The sequence below is a fragment of the Niallia sp. CD-39 genome (genome assembly GCF_059874745.1).
This window is the reverse complement of the sequence record NZ_JCBCPS010000001.1, coordinates 908275-927587: the sequence shown is the minus strand read 5'-3', so window position 1 is coordinate 927587 and position 19313 is coordinate 908275. Positions and strand designations below refer to the sequence as shown.

Here is a 19313-nt window from a genome sequence, read left to right as displayed (position 1 = left end):
ATATTAAGAACGATAAAGAGATGAAAGGAAGTGTCAGTCTATGGATCTGTTATCGATCAAAGACCCGACTTTCTTAAAAGAAATGTCTAACAAGCAATTAGAGGCATTAAGTGAAGATGTTCGAAAGTTTCTAATTGAAAAATTATCACATACAGGTGGTCATATTGGACCAAATCTTGGAGTGGTTGAGTTAACAATTGCTTTGCATAAATGCTTCGATAGTCCAAACGATAAAATCTTATGGGATGTTGGCCATCAATCATACGTCCACAAAATTTTAACAGGGCGTGCGAATCAATTCGATACATTAAGACAATATAAAGGATTATGTGGCTTTCCTAAAATGATTGAAAGTGAGCATGACGTTTGGGAAACGGGACATAGTTCAACTTCATTGTCAGCTGCAATGGGCATGGCGATTGCACGTGACTTGAAAAAGGAAAATTCACATGTGATTCCAGTAATTGGTGATGGAGCTTTAACTGGTGGAATGGCATTAGAAGCCCTGAACCACATTGGGGATGAAAAGAAGAATATTATTGTTATTTTAAATGACAATGAAATGTCAATTGCGCCAAATGTTGGTGCTCTTCATCATGTATTAGGAAGACTTCGTTCAGCAGGTAAATATCATTGGGTAAAAGATGAACTTGAGATGCTGCTGAAAAAAATTCCTGCTGTAGGTGGTAAATTAGCTACGACGGCAGAACGATTAAAAGATAGCTTGAAGTATTTATTCGTCTCAGGTATGTTTTTTGAGGAGTTAGGCTTTACTTATTTTGGACCAATTGATGGTCATAATTACGAAGAATTATTCGAAAACCTTGCCTATGCGAAGAAAACAGATGGCCCGGTGTTATTGCACGTAATTACCAAAAAAGGGAAAGGTTATGATCCTGCTGAAACCGATACAAGAGGTACTTGGCATGGAACAGGACCTTACAAAATGGAAACAGGCGATTTTGTTAAGCCAGTCAACCCTCCACCAGCATGGAGCAGCCTAGTGAGTGAAACGGTTCGAAAACTTGCAAGAAATGATGAGCGAATTGTAGCAATTACTCCAGCAATGCCGGTTGGCTCAAAGCTTGAAGGATTTGCTAAAGAGTTCCCAGATCGTATGTTTGATGTAGGGATTGCGGAGCAACATGCTGCAACAGTTGCAGCAGGCTTAGCAACCCAAAACATGAAGCCGTTCTTAGCGATCTATTCAACGTTTTTACAACGTGCATACGATCAAGTTGTTCATGATATTTGCAGGCAAAAATTAAATGTCTTTATCGGCATTGATCGTGCTGGATTGGTAGGGGCTGATGGTGAAACACATCAAGGTGTCTATGATATCGCCTTCTTACGTCACTTGCCTAACATCGTCATCATGATGCCTAAGGATGAAAATGAAGGACAACATTTAGTTCATACAGCTTTAGAATACAATGACGGTCCAATTGCGCTTCGTTTTCCAAGAGGAAATGGCTACGGTGTTCCTATGGATGAAAAGCTTCATTCCATTCCAATTGGTACTTGGGAAGTACTTAGAGAAGGAAATGATGCAGCAATTCTTACGTTTGGCACGACAATTCCTATGGCAATGGAAGCTGCAGCAATGCTAGAAAAGCAAGGGTTTTCAATTAAAGTTGTAAACGCTAGGTTTATTAAACCGATGGATGAAAAAATGCTTCATTCGATTTTAGGTATGAATATGCCGATTCTAACGATCGAGGAGGCAGTCCTTCAAGGTGGATTCGGTAGCTATGTGCTAGAATTTGCACATGAACACGGCTATCATCATGCGGAGATTGATCGAATGGGTATACCAGATGAGTTTATTGAGCATGGAAGTGTGAATGAGCTCCTTCGTGAGATTGGATTGACAACGGAAGAAGCGGTTAAACGGATTGGCTTAATCGTAGGCAAAAAACAAAAAAGGGCATAATCTTATGAAACAAAAAAAGGAAAGACTCGATGTTTTGTTAGTTGATAGAGGACTAATAGAAACACGAGAAAAAGCAAAAAGAGCCATCATGGCTGGAATTGTGTATACGAATGAAGAACGTTTAGATAAGCCTGGTGAAAAGGTTGCAGTTGACATTCCACTTCAAGTGAAAGGGAATGTTATGCCTTATGTTAGCAGAGGCGGATATAAGCTTGAAAAAGCGTTGAAGGAATTTAAGGTTACTGTACAAGATAAAATCATGATTGATATCGGCTCTTCAACAGGTGGCTTTACTGATTGTGCGCTACAAAACGGGGCAAAACACTCGTATGCTTTAGATGTAGGCTACAATCAATTAGCTTGGAAGTTGAGACAAGATGAACGCGTCACTGTTATGGAAAGAACAAATTTTCGATATGTGACGCCAGCCGATTTAGAGAATGGAATGCCAGAGTTTGCTTCCATTGATGTTTCCTTTATTTCATTAAAATTGATTTTACCTGTATTAAAAACATTGCTTGTCCCAAACAGCGATGTCATTGCTCTTGTAAAACCCCAATTCGAGGCTGGACGCGAACAAGTCGGTAAAAAAGGGATCGTACGTGACAAAAAGGTACATGAACAAGTACTTGAAAAAATTACGATGTTCTCGTTAGAACAAGGGTATGATGTAAAGGAGTTATCCTACTCTCCAATAACAGGTGGAGATGGGAATATCGAATTTCTTTTACACTTGCACTGGCATGGGGAGACAGATGAAGTGGGGAAAAATGAACTTTTACAACCAATCAATCACATTGTGGCTCAAGCACATGAACAATTGAAAGCAAAAAATGAAGAAAAGGAATAAGCTGGTGCTTATTCCTTTTCTTTTGATTCAAGAACGTCTTGTCCATTTTTGATTAGAATCAATTTATGTCTAAAGAAGGGCTTCTTTAAAATTCGTTTGACATAATTGGGAAGAAATATGTACAATCCTGTTGTTTTCGGCTAACATATAAATGAAAAACATGCTTGCTTTTAGATGAATAGGGAAAAGGTAAAAGAATAAATTGAACATTTCCCCATATTGAGGTGACGAATTTGAATAAAGGGCAAAGACATATTAAAATACGCGAAATCATTACAATGAATGAAATAGAAACTCAGGACGACTTAGTTGATGAGTTGAAAAATGCTGGATTTAATGTAACGCAGGCAACTGTATCAAGAGATATTAAAGAGCTACATCTAGTTAAAGTGCCATTACAAGATGGTCGTTACAAGTACAGCTTGCCTGCAGATCAAAGGTTTAATCCATTGCAAAAATTAAAGAGAAGTTTAATGGATGCATTCGTTCGCATTGACCAAGCAGGAAATTTATTGGTGATGAAGACATTGCCTGGGAATGCCATGGCCATCGGTTCCTTGATCGACCACTTAGAATGGGACGAGATTTTAGGCACAATCTGTGGGGATGATACTTGTTTGCTTATATGTAAAACACCTGACGACGCAACAGAAGTTTCAAACAGATTTTTAGACATGCTGTAAAGAGGGGTGAGCAACTTGTTAATTGAATTGAGCATTAAAAACTTTGCGATTATTGAAGACTTAGCCATTTCTTTTGACAAGGGCTTAACAGTTCTAACAGGTGAAACGGGAGCTGGGAAATCAATTATTATTGATGCGATTCACCAAATAGCGGGCGGAAGAGGCTCCGTTGATTTTGTTAGACATGGTGAGGCGAAATCAGAGATAGAAGGGTTATTTTTACTGGAAAGCAATGCCCATCCATGTGTTTTAAAAGCTCAAGAATTTGGAATCGAAATTGAAGACGATATGATCGTCTTAAGAAGAGATATTTATAGATCAGGAAAAAGTGTATGTCGAGTGAACGGAAAGCTTGTGACAATTTCTGTTTTAAGGGAGATTGGCCAAACGTTGGTTGATATTCATGGACAGCATGAGCACCAAGAGTTAATGGATGAAACTCGACACCTATCACTTCTAGACCAGTTTTCGGGTGGGAAATTATCAAAAGCGCTTACTGAGTATGAAGAGCTTTTTCGGATGTATGATCAAACGAGAAAAAAGCTAAAAAACTTAAGTGAAAATGAGCAACAGATGGCACATCGCCTTGATCTAATACAATTTCAGTACGATGAGATTGAAAAAGCGAATTTACAACTTAAAGAAGATGAAAAGCTTCTTGAAGAAAAGCAGAGCTTAGCTAACTTTGAGCGCATTTTTGATTCACTAAAAACAGGCTATTATGCACTAGAAGGTGAACGTAAAGGGATTGAATGGCTTGGTTTAGCGATGAATCATATTGAAGAAGCCGCAACATTGGATTCAAAATACAAGCCTGTTTCCGAGTCGCTCACTTCTAGTTACTATCAATTAGAAGACGCCATGAGAACGATACGTAACGAGTTGGATTTCTTGGAGTACGACCCTCAGCGGTTGAATGAAATCGAAAATCGCCTGAATGAAATTCATTTTTTAAAAAGGAAATATGGGAACAGTGTTTCTGATATTCTAGAATATGCTGCAAAGATTGAAGAAGAAATTGAAACCTTGCAGAATAAAGAAACGCATATTGATCATTTGCAAAAGCAATTAACGCAAATTGAAAAAGATCTAAACGTTGAAGCAGAAGAATTAACGGTAATCAGAAAGAAAGCTGCAGATAAACTGACTAAAATGATACATCAAGAATTAAATGAGTTATATATGGCTAAAACCGTTTTTTCAGTCCATTTTACAAAGTCGGATGATTTTATGAAGAATGGAATTGATGAGGTGGAGTTTTATATTGCAACAAATCCTGGTGAGCCATTAAAGCCATTATTAAAAATTGCCTCAGGAGGAGAATTATCAAGAATTATGCTTGCGTTGAAAAGCATCTTTTCAAAACATCAAGGTGTTACCTCAATTATTTTTGATGAAGTCGATACAGGTGTCAGTGGTAGAGTTGCTCAAGCCATCGCAGAGAAGATACATAAGGTAGCAGTTGGATCACAGGTATTGTGCATATCCCATTTGCCTCAAGTAGCAGCTATGGCTGATATTCATTTGTACATAGAAAAAAACACGACAAAAGGACGTACGAAGACGTTTGTTTCATCACTGTCAGAGGATGAAAAAATAAAAGAGATCGGAAGAATGATTTCTGGGGTAGAAATTACCGATTTAACGAAACAACATGCTAAAGAACTATTAGCTCTTGCTTCAAAGTTAAAATAGACATGAAAAGCTATCCAAAGAAGGATAGCTTTTTATGTGGATGAAGGTTATAAATGCGGCGAATGCAGGCAAGATTAAAGATGTAGCCATTTCATAAAAGCAGGTGGACTTGAAGCGAGGAGAGTGAAAAAAATTGAAGAGTGAGTTTGTACGAAAATGTATTGGTGGAATTCTCCTTGTTTCGATGATTTCAATCTTATTTTATAAACCTTTTCAAACATATATTCAAATACCGCATAGTGTGACGGTTTTTGAAGGTGAGCATGTAATGTTGCCTAAAGCAGAACAAGTGACTGCACAAGTATCAACAGAATCAGGCAGTGTGCTCGTAAAAGACGAATCAGAGGCAGTATCCTTATTGGCAAAGGATTTTGGGAAAAGTGAAGTTTTATTGGAGATTGCAGGGTTTCCAGTAAAGAAAGTGGATGTAAATGTGTTGAAGGATTTTCGTGTGATCCCCGGAGGACAATCGATTGGAGTAAAGCTAAACTCAGTAGGTGTGCTTGTGGTTGGGCATCACCAAATTCCCACTAGAGCAGGAAAATCATCACCAGGTGAAAAATCAGGAATTAAAGTCGGCGATATGATTATTGAAATCAACGGGAAAAGAATAGAAAAAATGGCGGATGTAGCCCCGTTTGTCCAAGAATCAGGAAAAACGAATCGTCCTTTGCAAATTGTCGTTAATCGTGAAGGCGAAAAAATTAATACGCAATTATCACCAGTAAAAGAAGATGGGGAAGAAGTATATAAGCTAGGGCTTTATATTCGCGATTCTGCAGCTGGGATTGGAACAATGACATTTTACCATCCAGGAACAAAAAAATATGGGGCATTAGGGCATGTCATATCCGATATGGATACCAAAAAACCAATCTTAGTCGATGACGGTCAAATTGTTCGTTCAACGGTCACATCGATTGAGAAAGGAAGCAATGGCAACCCAGGTGAAAAATTAGCAAGGTTTTCTGAAGATAAAAAGGTAATTGGAACGATCGTTCGAAATAGTCCCTTCGGTATATTTGGGGAATTAAATCAAAAAATTGACAACGGAATAATGGATTTACCTCTTCCTATTGCATTGTCTCATCAAGTAAAAGAAGGACCCGCGCAAATTTTAACTGTCGTTGAAAATGATGAGGTTGAATTATTTGATATTGAAATTGTAAGCACCATTCCACAAAAGTTTCCCGCAACAAAGGGAATGGTCATAAAAGTAGTAGATAAAAAATTATTAGAAAAAACAGGCGGTATTGTACAAGGGATGAGTGGAAGTCCAATCATACAAAACAATAAAGTTATCGGTGCAGTCACACATGTCTTTGTAAATGATCCGACTTCAGGGTATGGCGTTCACATTGAATGGATGTTAAATGAAGCTGGAATTAATATATATGATAACGGTGTGGATAAAGCCTCATAAAATTGTAATGAAAAAGCGAATTCAAAAGTAATTTTACTTTTGAAATGAGCTTTTTCTTTTTTTTGAACTGTCCATCTGAAACAAACCTTTAGGATATCTGAGTAAAATGTTACTCTGACTCATAAAAGCGACAGTTGATAATCCCGAAATATGTTCTTCCGCGAAGTCATAAATGAAAGCACTGAAGTTGGAGCGTGCTTACTAAAAAGTATTAGTATAAAAGGAAGTTGATTCTTAATAAAAGTAAATAACACGAAGAAAATTCGACAATTGCAATGATTGTAGCAGTTACTGGCGAATAAGGTCGAAAAATTGAGAAAATAAAAGATAAATAACGTTTTTATAGGATTTTTAAAGAAAATAAATATTTTGAAAGGAATTTTAGTTGCATTGTCGAATTTGTCCTTTAGAATAGATAATAGAAACCATTAGAGACCAAGAATGGATTTGAGGAGGAAATGTTAGTGAAGAAAATTAGGGTATGTGTGGTTGATGACAATCGCGAACTTGTATCATTATTAGAAGAATATTTATCTTCTCAAGAAGATATGGAAGTAGTCGGTCTAGCGCATAATGGACAGGACTGTCTCGATATATTAGAGGAAGTGGAGACAGATGTTCTTGTGCTCGATATAATCATGCCTCATTTAGATGGACTTGCGGTGCTCGAAAAATTAAAGTCAATGAATATTAAGCACCCGAACGTCATCATGTTAACTGCATTTGGTCAAGAAGATGTGACAAAAAAAGCCGTAGATTTAGGGGCATCATACTTTATTTTAAAACCCTTCGACATGGACAATTTAGCAAGTCATATTCGTCAAGTAAGCGACAAATCCTCCGTAATGGTCCGAAAGCCTGCAGTGAATACATATCGTTCTCAGCAGCAGTCAGAATCGAAACCAAAGAACTTGGATGCTAGTATCACGACTATTATTCATGAGATTGGTGTGCCTGCGCATATTAAAGGTTATTTGTATTTAAGAGAGGCAATCTCAATGGTTTATAACGATATCGAATTGTTAGGATCTATTACAAAGGTCCTTTATCCAGACATTGCAAAAAAATACAATACGACAGCGAGCCGAGTAGAACGTGCAATTCGTCATGCGATTGAAGTAGCATGGAGCCGGGGGAATATTGAGTCTATTTCGTCGTTATTCGGATATACGGTAAGCATGACAAAAGCAAAGCCTACAAATTCTGAGTTTATCGCTATGGTTGCAGATAAGCTACGCTTAGAGCATAAAGCTTCTTGAAAGGGTTAGGATCAAATAAAAAACAGCCATACTCGAAAACAATTCGGGTGTGGCTGTTTTTTGGAGGTTTTACATAGTAATTCTTAGCCCTCTTTTTCAGTGCTTTCGCTTCGTTCTTGTGAAAAGCGCTTTTGCACTTTTTTATTTTTGCGATCACGATGTAGGACGAAGCCGGCAACGAATCCAACTCCGAGGATTAACATTAAGAATCCTCCAATAAACTGAAGCCAAAGTGCGGGAAAAGGTGGCTGCAAAATACCAAATAGCATGTCCCTCATAAGTTTAATCCCGTACATACCAATTGCGCCGGGGATAATTAAAATTAATAATGCAATAAGTCGAATCATATCATCACTTCACTTTTTCTTCTGTATCCTCAAATAGGATCTTCAAATTTTTTATACACCCTCATTATACACAATTTTTCATAAAGTGACGAAACTCGATTATTTGTCAATCGCCACTGTAATTGGTTAAAATAGAGTATGAAAATAATTGCGCGGTTTTTAGAAAATTTGCAATTTATTTCACTTTTAGGGGGAATACGATGCAAACGGTCATGATTGTAGGAGCGGGAAAAGGCGGCACGGCCATATTAAAATTACTCAGAGAAACAGCAGTATTAAATGTCGTAGCTGTCATAGATCGTAATTTAAATGCTCAAGGTGTTCGATTAGCGAGAAAAGATGGAATTCAAGTCGGAGATGATTGGAAGTCTTTTCTGACCAATCAAATAGACATCATTATAGAGGCAACGGGTGAAGAGCATGTCTTAAATGAGCTTAGAGAAAATAGAGGACGGAATACGGTCATTATTCCACATATGGTTGCCTTTCTTATTGCACAATTGCTAGAAGAAAAGGCAGGATTAATTGAAACATTAAAAAATCAGACCGACAAATTTAATCTCATTTTCAACTCAACTGATGATGGCATGATTGTAATTAATCAGTTGGAGGAAATCATTTTATACAATCGAAGTGCTGCGGTGATGACAGGCACACTTCAAACAGATGCCATGGGAAAAAAAGTGACAGAAGTAATTAAAGGAAGTCGCTTGCCGCATGTGCTGCATACACGCCGTATGGAAGTGAATCAAGAATTCGAATTAAGCAATGGACAGAAAATCATCACAACGAGAATCCCGATCATTGGAGTGGATGGCACACTTATTGGTGCGGTTGCTGTTTTTAAAGATATCACGGAGGTTGTAAGCCTAGCAGAAGAGATTACAGACCTTAAAGAAATAAAAACGATGCTGCAAGCAATCATTCACTCGAGTGATGAAGCGATTTCAGTTGTTGATGAGAAAGGGAACGGGATTCTAATCAATCCAGCTTATTCCCGTATTACCGGACTATCAGAGGATGAGGTAATTGGGAAGCCGGCAACAGCTGATATATCTGAAGGTGAAAGTGTTCACATGAAAGTATTGAATACGAGAAGAGCCATTCGTGGAGTAACGATGCTTGTAGGGCCGAATAAAAAAGAAGTTGTTGTCAATGTAGCGCCAGTTATTGTAGATGGTAAATTAAAAGGAAGTGTCGGGGTTTTACATGATGTCTCAGAAATTCAAAGCTTAAACCGGGAGCTAACACGCGCTAGACAAATTATTCGAACCCTCGAGGCTAAATATTCATTTCAAGATATTATCGGAAATTCAGAAGAAATGACATTAGCAATAGAGCAGGCTAAACTAGGAGCGAAAACGCCAGCAACTGTGTTATTGCGTGGAGAATCTGGAACTGGTAAAGAGCTGTTTGCTCATGCGATCCATAATGCTAGTGATCGCAAATTTAATAAATTTGTTCGGGTGAACTGTGCAGCATTATCTGAGTCTTTGTTAGAAAGTGAGCTTTTCGGTTACGAAGAGGGGGCATTCTCTGGAGCGAAACGCGGTGGAAAAAGGGGATTATTCGAAGAAGCTGACAAAGGAAGTATTTTTCTTGATGAAATAGGAGAGTTATCTGCAGGAACTCAGGCAAAACTACTAAGGGTGCTTCAGGAAGGTGAAATCACTCGTGTTGGTGGGACAAAACCCATTCAAATTAGCGTACGTGTAATCGCTGCAACAAATGTGAATTTGGAGAAAGCCATCGCCGGTGGTTCTTTCCGAGAAGACTTATATTACAGGTTAAATCGAATGCCGATCCATATTCCACCACTAAGGAAGCGGAAAGAAGACATTCCATTATTAGCAAATAGATTAGTACAAAAAATGAATCAGGATTATGGAAGAAATGTTGAAAGCCTATCACATTTTGCGTTAGAGAAGCTATCTCAATATGAGTGGCCAGGAAATGTGCGTGAATTGGATAACATTATTGGCCGAGCAATTATTTTTATGAACTACCACGAGACAATAATTGATGCGCATCATTTGCCATCTTTAATGAATAAACAATCCTCACAGACAGAAATTTCGCCAAGTGCCATCATAAATCCTAATGCAACATTATCTGAGATGATGGATGGATATGAAGCGAATCTAATTAAAAATGCCTTAACGAAAGCTAATGGCAATAAAACATTAGCTGCAAGAAATCTCGGTTTATCTGTCCGCAACTTATATTACAAAATGGATAAGTACAACCTTGCAAATAATAGCGTGCAATAATTTGCATAGTGCGCAATAATTTTCGTGCTGTAATCTGATGAATAAAGCGTTTTCAATGGATTTTAAAGTTGGCACGCAACTTGCATTATATAAAAGTGATAAATGCATCCTCTGTTCTACGACTTAGAAACAGACATAGTGCTTTATGGAAAAGGGGTTGAGACATATGACATTGGATTCGCTTATTAAAAAAGCAACCCAATTAGGCGAAAAAACAGTAGCGGTTGCAGCTGCTGAAGATCATGAAGTCATTGATGCAATTTCTGCAGCAATTGAACAGGATCTCGCTAAATTCCTATTATTCGGGGATGAAGGGAAGATTACACAATTACTCGGTGAAAAGAGTGAAAATCTTCTTTCGAGCGACCGAATCACGGTTACTCATGCCAATTCAGGTGCCCATGCGGCAGAACTAGCTGTTAAAGCTGTTAAAAATAAAGAAGCAGATGTTCTTATGAAAGGGAACGTCCCAACAGCCGTTATTTTAAAAGCTGTATTGAACAAAGAATACGGCTTAAGAACAGGAAGTGTGTTATCACACATAGCAGTATTCGAAGTGCCTGGTTATGATCGATTTACAATCGTAACAGATGCGGCAATGAACATTGCTCCTGATCTATCTCAAAAAGCGAAAATCGCTCAAAACGCTGTTGGCATTGCTCAAAGCATTGGTGTGGATACACCACTTGTTGCTCCAATTGCAGCTGTTGAAACAGTTAACCCGGCTATGCAAGCTACCTTAGATGCAGCGGCGTTAACAATGATGAACAAGCGTGGTCAGATTAAAGGATGCATCGTTGATGGTCCTCTTGCTCTTGATAACGCAGTTTCTCAAATCGCTGCTGAGCATAAGGGCATCAAGAGCGATGTAGCAGGAAGAGCTGATATTTTATTAGTACCGACGATTGAAGTTGGAAACACTCTTTACAAATCACTAATCTACTTCGCAAATGCGAAGGTTGGAGCAGTGATTGCAGGAGCAAAAGCACCAATCGTTCTTACTTCTCGTGCTGACTCAGCTGAAAGTAAACTATATTCATTAGCATTAGCAATTTGTTCTGCATCAAACTAATCAAATACACCCTTTGGGAGGAATAGTAAAATGGAATTAGAAATCTTCAAATACCTTGAGAAATATGATTATGAGCAAGTAGTACTTTGCCAAGATAAAGAGTCTGGATTAAAAGCAATCATCGCGATTCACGATACAACTTTAGGGCCAGCATTAGGTGGAACACGTATGTGGACTTACGCTTCTGAAGAAGCAGCAATCGAAGATGCTCTTCGTTTAGCAAAAGGAATGACATACAAAAACGCAGCTGCTGGATTAAACCTTGGTGGCGGTAAAACAGTTATCATCGGCGATCCTAAAACAGACAAGAACGAAGAGCTATTCCGTGCATTCGGTCGTTATGTGCAAGGATTAAATGGTCGTTATATTACTGCTGAAGATGTAGGTACTACAGTAGCTGATATGGACTTAATTCATGAAGAAACTGATTATGTAACTGGGATCTCTCCAGCATTCGGTTCTTCAGGTAACCCATCTCCTGTAACTGCTTATGGTTGCTATGTAGGTATGAAGGCAGCTGCAAAAGAAGCGTTCGGAACGGATTCTTTAGAAGGTAAAGTTGTAGCTGTACAAGGTGTTGGTAACGTAGCGTACCACTTATGTAAACACCTTCACGAAGAAGGCGCGAAATTAATCGTAACTGATATCAATAAAGAAGCAGTACAACGTGCAGTAAATGATTTCGGTGCAACTGCTGTTGAACCAGACGAAATCTATGGCGTTGAGTGTGATATTTATGCTCCATGTGCTCTTGGTGCGACAATCAACGATGAAACAATTCCACAATTAAAAGCTAAAGTAATCGCTGGTTCTGCTAACAACCAATTAAAAGAAGAGCGCCACGGCGATATTATCCACGAAATGGGTATCGTTTACGCACCAGATTACGTAATCAATGCTGGTGGAGTAATCAACGTTGCAGACGAATTATACGGTTACAATGCTGAGCGTGCAATGAAGAAAGTTGAAGGATTATACGATACAATTGCAAAAGTTATGGAAATTTCTAAGCGTGACGGAATTCCAACATACAAAGCTGCTGACCGTATGGCTGAAGAAAGAATTGCTAGAATGGCAAAATCTCGCAGCACTTTCTTACAAAATGGACACCACATCTTAAGCCGTAAAAAATAATTTACTTCTATATATAAATGCAAAAGCGCTGAAAATTTCAGCGCCTTTGCCGTTCATATGAGATGTTTTTCATTAAATTAACCATATTCACTTTTATCAGATAACTTATGTTTTAATGGGAGGTTTCACTCGTGCAAGATACAACAAATCGAATTCTTGTCATCAACCCAGGTTCAACATCTACGAAAATCGGCGTATTCGATAACGATGTTTCTGTATTTGAAAAAACGTTAAGGCATGATACAGATGTCATTGAATCTTTTGGAAATATTATTGATCAGTATGAATTTAGAAAGAACGCAATTCTAGAAACTTTAGATAGCGAAGGCTTCAACATCTCTAAATTAACAGCAGTATGTGGCCGTGGTGGTTTATTAAAGCCAATCGAAGGTGGCACATATTCAGTTAATGAAGAAATGTTATCTGACTTACGTGAAGGCTTTGCTGGCCAACATGCTTCAAACCTTGGCGGAATTTTAGCATACGAAATTGCAAGTGGATTAAACATCCCTTCATTCATCGTCGACCCAGTTGTTGTTGATGAATTAGATGAAATTGCACGAATTTCCGGGTTCGCAGCGATCGATCGTGTCAGTATTTTCCATGCCTTAAACCAAAAAGCTGTTGCGAGAAGAGTTGCGAAAGAGCTTGGTAAACCATACAACGAATTAAACTTAATCGTTACCCATATGGGTGGGGGAGTTTCTGTAGGAGCTCATCAACAAGGTCGTGTAATCGATGTAAACAACGCACTTCATGGTGAAGGACCATTTAGCCCAGAGCGTGCTGGTACAGTACCTGCTGGTGGATTAATCGACCTTTGCTTCTCTGGTGATTACTACCGTGATGAAATCATGAAAATGCTAGTTGGACAAGGTGGACTTGTTGGATACCTAGGGACAAACGATGCAATTAAAGTTGAGCAAATGGTTAAAGACGGCGATAAAAAAGCGGAGTTAGTATACTCTGCAATGGCTTACCAAATTGCGAAAGAAGTCGGATCTGCTAGTGCCGTTCTACAAGGTAAAGTTGATGCAATCATCATTACTGGTGGACTTGCATACGGAAAAGATTTCGTAGCAGATATCAGTAAGCGTGTGAATTGGATCGCTGATATTATTGTTCAACCAGGTGAGGACGAGCTTCAAGCGTTGGCTGAAGGTGCATTACGTGTTCTTGAAAAAGAAGAAGATGCAAAAGTTTACCCTGGACCATTGAAAAAAGAAGCAACAGTTTAAGAAATAAAGGAGGAATCATCATGGCACAAGAGTATGATTTGGTCATTCTTGGTGGAGGAACTGGCGGATATGTAGCAGCAATTCGTGCTTCTCAGCTAGGATTAAAAACAGCTATTGTTGAAAAAGGAAAACTTGGTGGAACTTGTCTTCATAAAGGTTGTATCCCAAGTAAAGCTTTATTAAGAAGTGCTGAAGTTTATTCTCAAACAAAAAACAGCGAAGAGTTCGGAGTATTAACGAGCGATGTTTCTGTGAACTTTGCAAAAGTTCAAGAAAGAAAAGGCAAAATCGTTGATCAACTTCATAAAGGTGTTCAACACTTAATGAAACAAGGAAAGATCGACGTATTTGAAGGAATTGGACGTATTTTAGGACCTTCAATCTTCTCACCAACTGCTGGAACAATTTCGGTTGAATTAGCAAGTGGAGAAGAAAACGAAATGTTAGTTCCTAAAAACGTAATCGTTGCAACTGGTTCAAGACCAAGAACATTGCCTGGTTTAGAAATCGGTGGAAACGTGATGACTTCTGATGAAGCTCTTTCTATGGAAGAGATTCCAAAGTCAATCGTAATTGTTGGTGGCGGAGTAATCGGTATTGAGTGGGCTTCTATGCTAGCTGATTTCGGTGCTGAAGTAACGGTTGTTGAGTACGCAGATCGTATCATTCCGACTGAAGACAAAGAAATTTCTAAGGAAATGCAGCGTCTATTGAAAAAACGTAAAATCAACATTGTTACAAATGCAAAAGTATTGCCTGAAACTTTAAAGCAAGATGCAAACAGCGTTACAATCTCTGCTGAAGTGAAAGGCGAGCAAAAAGAATTCACTGCTGAAAAGTTACTTGTGTCTGTAGGACGTCAAGCGAACACTGAAGGCATTGGCTTAGAAAACACTGATATTCAATTGGAAAAAGGCAACATCGTTGTAAACGAAGATTTCCAAACGAAAGAATCTCATATCTATGCTATTGGTGATGTAATTGGTGGATTACAATTAGCGCATGTTGCTTCACATGAAGGTATTCATGCTGTAGAGCATATCGCTAATGAAAAGCCAGCGCCAATTGATTACAACTTAATCTCTAAGTGTATCTATTCTTCACCTGAAGCAGCAAGCGTTGGTTTAACAGAAGACCAAGCGAAAGAACAAGGCCATAAAGTAAAAATCGGCAAGTTCTCATTCCGTGCAATCGGTAAAGCATTAGTATTCGGTGAGTCTGACGGTTTTGTTAAAATCGTTGCTGATGAAGAAACAAATGACATTCTTGGCGTTCATATGATTGGACCACATGTTACAGATATGATTTCTGAAGCTGGACTTGCAAAAGTATTAGACGCAACTCCTTGGGAAGTTGCTCATACAATCCATCCTCACCCAACATTGTCTGAGGCAATCGGTGAAGCTGCATTAGCAGTTGATGGAAAAGCAATCCACGGGTAAAAAGAAAGTGTAAGCACCTTGCACAGCCCCGCGCCAACAGTAACGCCACATCGTGTGGCACTGTTGGCATGATCCACAGAGCTTAAAAGCATAAGCATTGATCGATAGAGGTCCGGAACTCCTTCGAATCAAATGCTATGTCGTTAGAGTAGGTTGGTGCGGTAAGAACTAGACTAAGGTAGTAAAGTGCATGTGCCCTTAATGATCACATTAAGGCGAACTGCCCTTATTATTGTAATTGGTTGTAATGCAATAAGACATATATTTAGGAGGTTATGAAATGGGTAAAACTAAAAACCGTCATAAATCTTTAGGTTTAAGTGATGAACAAGTATTAGAAATGTACGAAACAATGCTTCTTGCTCGCCGTGTTGATGAGCGTATGTGGTTATTGAATCGTGCAGGTAAAATTCCATTCGTTATTTCTTGTCAAGGACAGGAAGCTGCACAAGTAGGTGCTGCATTTGCATTAGATCGTGAAAAAGACTATGCACTTCCATACTATCGTGATATGGGTGTAGTTCTTGCTTTCGGTATGACACCTAAGGATTTAATGCTTTCAGCATTCGCTAAAGCTGAAGATCCAAACTCTGGTGGACGCCAAATGCCTGGACATTTTGGTCAGAAGAAAAACCGCATCGTAACAGGTTCTTCCCCAGTTACAACTCAAGTACCACATGCAGTTGGTATTGCGTTAGCTGGAAAAATGGAAGGAAAAGACCTTTGTACGTTTGTAACATTTGGTGAAGGTTCTTCTAACCAAGGAGATTTCCATGAAGGTGCCAACTTCGCAGGTGTTCATGACCTACCAGTTATTTTCATGTGTGAAAACAATAAATATGCAATTTCTGTACCAATCGAAAAGCAATTAGCTTGTGAGAAAGTATCAGATCGTGCAATTGGATACGGTATGCCTGGTGTAACTGTTGATGGAAACGATCCATTAGAAGTTTACAAAGTGGTAAAAGAAGCAGCTGACCGTGGCCGTCGTGGTGAAGGGCCATCATTAATTGAAACAGTATCTTACCGTTTAACACCTCACTCTTCAGATGATGATGATCGTAGCTACCGTGATCGTGAAGAGGTTGCTGCAGCGAAAGAGAAAGATTCTATTATTACATTTGCTGCTTACTTAAAAGATCTTGGAATTATGACAGATGAGTCAGAAAAAGAAATGAACGATCGTATTATGAAAATCGTAAACGAAGCAACTGATTACGCTGAAAAAGCACCTTATGCACCAGCAGAAGATGCACTTAAGCACGTATACGCAGAATAAGTTGGGGGGAAATAGATCATGGCAGTAATGTCTTATATTGACGCGATTACATTAGCAATGCGTGAAGAAATGGAAAGAGACCCTAAAGTATTTATACTTGGGGAAGACGTTGGCCGTAAAGGTGGCGTATTTAAAGCAACAAATGGATTATATGATAAATTCGGAGAAGACCGTGTACTTGATACACCTCTAGCTGAATCAGCAATCGCTGGTGTTGGTATTGGTGCAGCTATGTATGGAATGCGCCCAATCGCTGAAATGCAATTTGCTGACTTCATCATGCCAGCAGTTAACCAAATCATTTCTGAAGCGGCAAGAATTCGTTACCGTTCAAACAATGACTGGACAGCTCCAATGGTATTCCGCGCGCCTTACGGTGGTGGAGTTCACGGTGCGCTATATCATTCACAATCGGTAGAAGCGATTTTCGCTAATCAACCTGGTTTAAAAATTGTTATGCCATCAACTCCGTATGATGCAAAAGGATTATTGAAAGCTGCGATTCGTGATGACGATCCAGTTATGTTCTTCGAGCACAAACGTGCATACCGCCTAATCAAAGGTGAGGTTCCTGAGGATGATTATGTATTGCCAATCGGCAAAGCTGACGTTAAACGTGAAGGTGAAGACATTACAGTTATCACTTACGGTCTATGTGTACACTTTGCACTTCAAGCTGCAGAAAAGCTTGCAAAAGATGGTATCTCAGCACATGTATTAGACTTAAGAACAGTTTACCCTCTTGATAAAGAAGCAATCATTGAAGCTGCTTCTAAAACAGGTAAAGTTCTATTGTTAACTGAAGATAATAAAGAAGGAAGCATTATGGGTGAGGTTGGTTCAATTATTGCTGAAAACTGCCTATTCGATCTTGATGCTCCAATTATGCGTCTTGCAGGTCCAGATGTACCAGCAATGCCATATGCACCAACAATGGAGAAATACTTCATGGTGAATCCAGATAAAGTAGAAAAAGCAATGAGAGAGCTTGCTGAATTCTAAGATTTCATTTAAACGTATATAGGGGGAATTGATCCCCCTCCTAAATCTAGCAGTGAAAGTACTAAGGAGGTAAATGCATTGGCTATCGAAAAAATTACAATGCCTCAATTAGGTGAGAGTGTTACAGAAGGTACAATTACAAAATGGTTAGTTTCTGTAGGAGATAAAGTAAACAAATACGATCCTTTAGCAGAAGTTATGACTGATAAAGTAAACGCTGAGGTTCCTTCATCTTTTGATGGAGTAATTAAAGAGTTAATCGCTGAGGAAGATGGAACTTACGAAGTAGGCGAAGTCATCCTAACTATTGAAACAGAAGGTGGGTCTTCTGATGCTGCTGAAGCACCAGCAAAAACGGAAGAGCCTAAAGTTGAAGAAAGCACACAAGCAGCAACAACTGCACCAGCTTCAGCTCCAAATGCTGACGCACCACGTGGACGCTTCTCTCCAGCAGTATTAAAGCTTTCTCAAGAGCACGGTATCGACCTTAATCAAGTAACTGGTTCAGGTGCAGGCGGAAGAATCACTCGTAAAGACATTCAACAAATCATCGAGTCTGGAAACATTCCAACTGCTGCAGCTGCTCCTAAAGAAGAAGCACCAAAAGTAGCAGAAGCTCCTAAGGCTGCTGCTCCAAAAGCTGAGGCTTCTAAACCAGCTAAAGCTGCTGCTACAAACGTTCCTGTAGTACCAGGAGATGAAGAAATCCCTGTATCTGGAGTGCGTAAAGCGATCGCTGCAAACATGCTTAAGAGTAAGCACGAAGCTCCACATGCTTGGACAATGATGGAAGTTGACGTAACAAACCTTGTTGAGTACCGTAACTCAATCAAAGGTGAGTTCAAGAAAAAAGAAGGTTTCAACCTTACTTTCTTCGCTTTCTTCGTAAAAGCTGTTGCTCAAGCGCTTAAAGAGTACCCAGAAATCAACTCTATGTGGGCTGGCGATAAAATCGTACGTAAGAAAGACATCAACTTAAACATCGCTGTAGCGACTCAAGATGCTCTTTACACTCCAGTTATTCGCAATGCTGACGAAAAAACAATCAAAGGCATCGCTCGTGAAATTGGTGAACTAGCTGGAAAAGTACGTGCTGGTAAACTAACTGGCGCTGAAATGTCTGGTGGTACATTCACTGTAAACAACACTGGTTCATTCGGTTCAGTTCAATCAATGGGAATCATCAATCACCCACAAGCTGCGATTCTTCAAGTTGAATCAATCGTGAAGCGCCCAGTTGTTATGGACAACGGCATGATTGCTGTACGTGATATGGTTAACCTATGTATGTCTCTTGACCACCGCGTATTAGACGGTCTTGTATGTGGCCAATTCCTACAACGTGTGAAAGAAATCTTAGAAAACACTTCTAAGGAAAACACATCTGTCTATTAATGGATAAAAAGGGAGACGTCTCTTTATCCTTATAAAACAGCCCAAGGCGAATTTCGTCGGGCTGTTTTTTTATATGTAAATTAATTCTTCGATAAAAAGGTTGATCAGCAGAGTGCCTGTGATTCCTACTAACTACTTCATTGACTTGCTCTTCAAATTATAAGTCAAAGACAGGCTAGCTACAGTTCTTAATCTTATGGTGTGGAAGCATTACCTGATTGAAGCGCTCGGCTAAAGTGATAATCGAATGTTATCTTTTCATTTTGTATAACTAAGATTGCCCTCGTATGA

At 39.0% G+C, this 19313-nt stretch carries 15 protein-coding genes; 14 read left to right on the top strand and 1 reads right to left on the bottom strand.

Annotated elements, in window-relative coordinates; all coding sequences use genetic code 11:
• Positions 1-40 precede the first annotated feature (40 nt).
• The 6 genes from dxs to spo0A all read left to right on the top strand — a co-directional run bounded on the left by dxs (position 41) and on the right by spo0A (position 7843).
• The gene (gene dxs / locus AC6F34_RS04720; protein ID WP_500769448.1) at positions 41-1933 is read left to right on the top strand and encodes a 1-deoxy-D-xylulose-5-phosphate synthase; all 1893 of its coding nucleotides are present in this window, start codon (positions 41-43) and stop codon (positions 1931-1933) included.
• A 4-nt stretch (positions 1934-1937) separates the two neighbouring features.
• Positions 1938-2783, top strand: a complete 846-nt coding sequence (locus tag AC6F34_RS04715; protein ID WP_500769446.1) for a TlyA family RNA methyltransferase — start codon at positions 1938-1940, stop codon at positions 2781-2783.
• Positions 2784-3016: 233 nt separating this feature from the next.
• Positions 3017-3466 carry a transcriptional regulator AhrC/ArgR gene (ahrC, locus tag AC6F34_RS04710; protein WP_500769443.1) on the top strand — a complete coding sequence of 150 codons (450 nt, stop codon included), beginning with the start codon at positions 3017-3019 and terminating at the stop codon, positions 3464-3466.
• 15 nt (positions 3467-3481) lie between these two features.
• Positions 3482-5161 carry a DNA repair protein RecN gene (gene recN / locus AC6F34_RS04705; RefSeq protein ID WP_500769441.1) on the top strand — a complete coding sequence of 560 codons (1680 nt, stop codon included), beginning with the start codon at positions 3482-3484 and terminating at the stop codon, positions 5159-5161.
• A gap of 133 nt (positions 5162-5294) precedes the next feature.
• Positions 5295-6584, top strand: a complete 1290-nt coding sequence (spoIVB, locus tag AC6F34_RS04700) for a SpoIVB peptidase (RefSeq protein WP_500769439.1) — start codon at positions 5295-5297, stop codon at positions 6582-6584.
• A gap of 464 nt (positions 6585-7048) precedes the next feature.
• The gene (gene spo0A / locus AC6F34_RS04695; RefSeq protein ID WP_500769437.1) at positions 7049-7843 is read left to right on the top strand and encodes a sporulation transcription factor Spo0A; all 795 of its coding nucleotides are present in this window, start codon (positions 7049-7051) and stop codon (positions 7841-7843) included.
• Positions 7844-7926: 83 nt separating this feature from the next.
• Here the strand turns inward: spo0A and AC6F34_RS04690 are convergent, their stop codons facing one another.
• Positions 7927-8190, bottom strand: a complete 264-nt coding sequence (locus AC6F34_RS04690; protein WP_500769435.1) for a DUF2627 domain-containing protein — start codon at positions 8188-8190, stop codon at positions 7927-7929.
• Positions 8191-8390: 200 nt separating this feature from the next.
• Here AC6F34_RS04690 and AC6F34_RS04685 point away from each other — a divergent pair, with 200 nt between their 5' ends.
• From AC6F34_RS04685 to AC6F34_RS04650, 8 genes are all read left to right on the top strand, one after another.
• Positions 8391-10460 (top strand): sigma 54-interacting transcriptional regulator, encoded by a 2070-nt coding sequence (locus tag AC6F34_RS04685; protein ID WP_500769433.1) that lies wholly within the window; start codon positions 8391-8393, stop codon positions 10458-10460.
• 166 nt (positions 10461-10626) lie between these two features.
• A complete protein-coding gene (yqiS, locus tag AC6F34_RS04680; protein ID WP_500769431.1) occupies positions 10627-11532 on the top strand; it encodes a phosphate butyryltransferase in 906 nt (301 codons plus the stop codon).
• Between the two features lie 30 nt (positions 11533-11562).
• Complete coding sequence (gene bcd, locus AC6F34_RS04675; protein WP_500769429.1) at positions 11563-12666, top strand: branched-chain amino acid dehydrogenase; 1104 nt, start codon at positions 11563-11565, stop codon at positions 12664-12666.
• Between the two features lie 131 nt (positions 12667-12797).
• Positions 12798-13904 carry a butyrate kinase gene (gene buk / locus AC6F34_RS04670; protein WP_500769427.1) on the top strand — a complete coding sequence of 369 codons (1107 nt, stop codon included), beginning with the start codon at positions 12798-12800 and terminating at the stop codon, positions 13902-13904.
• A gap of 20 nt (positions 13905-13924) precedes the next feature.
• Positions 13925-15346 (top strand): dihydrolipoyl dehydrogenase, encoded by a 1422-nt coding sequence (gene lpdA / locus AC6F34_RS04665; RefSeq protein ID WP_500769425.1) that lies wholly within the window; start codon positions 13925-13927, stop codon positions 15344-15346.
• A 280-nt stretch (positions 15347-15626) separates the two neighbouring features.
• On the top strand, positions 15627-16625 hold the full coding sequence (locus tag AC6F34_RS04660) for a thiamine pyrophosphate-dependent dehydrogenase E1 component subunit alpha (protein WP_500769423.1): 999 nt from the start codon (positions 15627-15629) through the stop codon (positions 16623-16625).
• A gap of 18 nt (positions 16626-16643) precedes the next feature.
• Positions 16644-17627, top strand: a complete 984-nt coding sequence (locus AC6F34_RS04655) for an alpha-ketoacid dehydrogenase subunit beta (RefSeq protein ID WP_500769421.1) — start codon at positions 16644-16646, stop codon at positions 17625-17627.
• A gap of 78 nt (positions 17628-17705) precedes the next feature.
• A complete protein-coding gene (locus AC6F34_RS04650; RefSeq protein ID WP_500769419.1) occupies positions 17706-19022 on the top strand; it encodes a dihydrolipoamide acetyltransferase family protein in 1317 nt (438 codons plus the stop codon).
• Positions 19023-19313: the final 291 nt, after the last annotated feature.

What these genes read in the sequence shown, in the direction of transcription:
- AC6F34_RS04690 (WP_500769435.1), bottom strand. Translation starts at nt 8,190, where the DNA reads ATGATTCGACTTATTGCATTATTAATTTTAATTATCCCCGGCGCAATT.
- AC6F34_RS04685 (WP_500769433.1), top strand. Translation starts at nt 8,391, where the DNA reads ATGCAAACGGTCATGATTGTAGGAGCGGGAAAAGGCGGCACGGCCATA.
- bcd (WP_500769429.1), top strand. Translation starts at nt 11,563, where the DNA reads ATGGAATTAGAAATCTTCAAATACCTTGAGAAATATGATTATGAGCAA.
- lpdA (WP_500769425.1), top strand. Translation starts at nt 13,925, where the DNA reads ATGGCACAAGAGTATGATTTGGTCATTCTTGGTGGAGGAACTGGCGGA.
- AC6F34_RS04660 (WP_500769423.1), top strand. Translation starts at nt 15,627, where the DNA reads ATGGGTAAAACTAAAAACCGTCATAAATCTTTAGGTTTAAGTGATGAA.
- yqiS (WP_500769431.1), top strand. Translation starts at nt 10,627, where the DNA reads ATGACATTGGATTCGCTTATTAAAAAAGCAACCCAATTAGGCGAAAAA.
- AC6F34_RS04715 (WP_500769446.1), top strand. Translation starts at nt 1,938, where the DNA reads ATGAAACAAAAAAAGGAAAGACTCGATGTTTTGTTAGTTGATAGAGGA.
- AC6F34_RS04655 (WP_500769421.1), top strand. Translation starts at nt 16,644, where the DNA reads ATGGCAGTAATGTCTTATATTGACGCGATTACATTAGCAATGCGTGAA.
- dxs (WP_500769448.1), top strand. Translation starts at nt 41, where the DNA reads ATGGATCTGTTATCGATCAAAGACCCGACTTTCTTAAAAGAAATGTCT.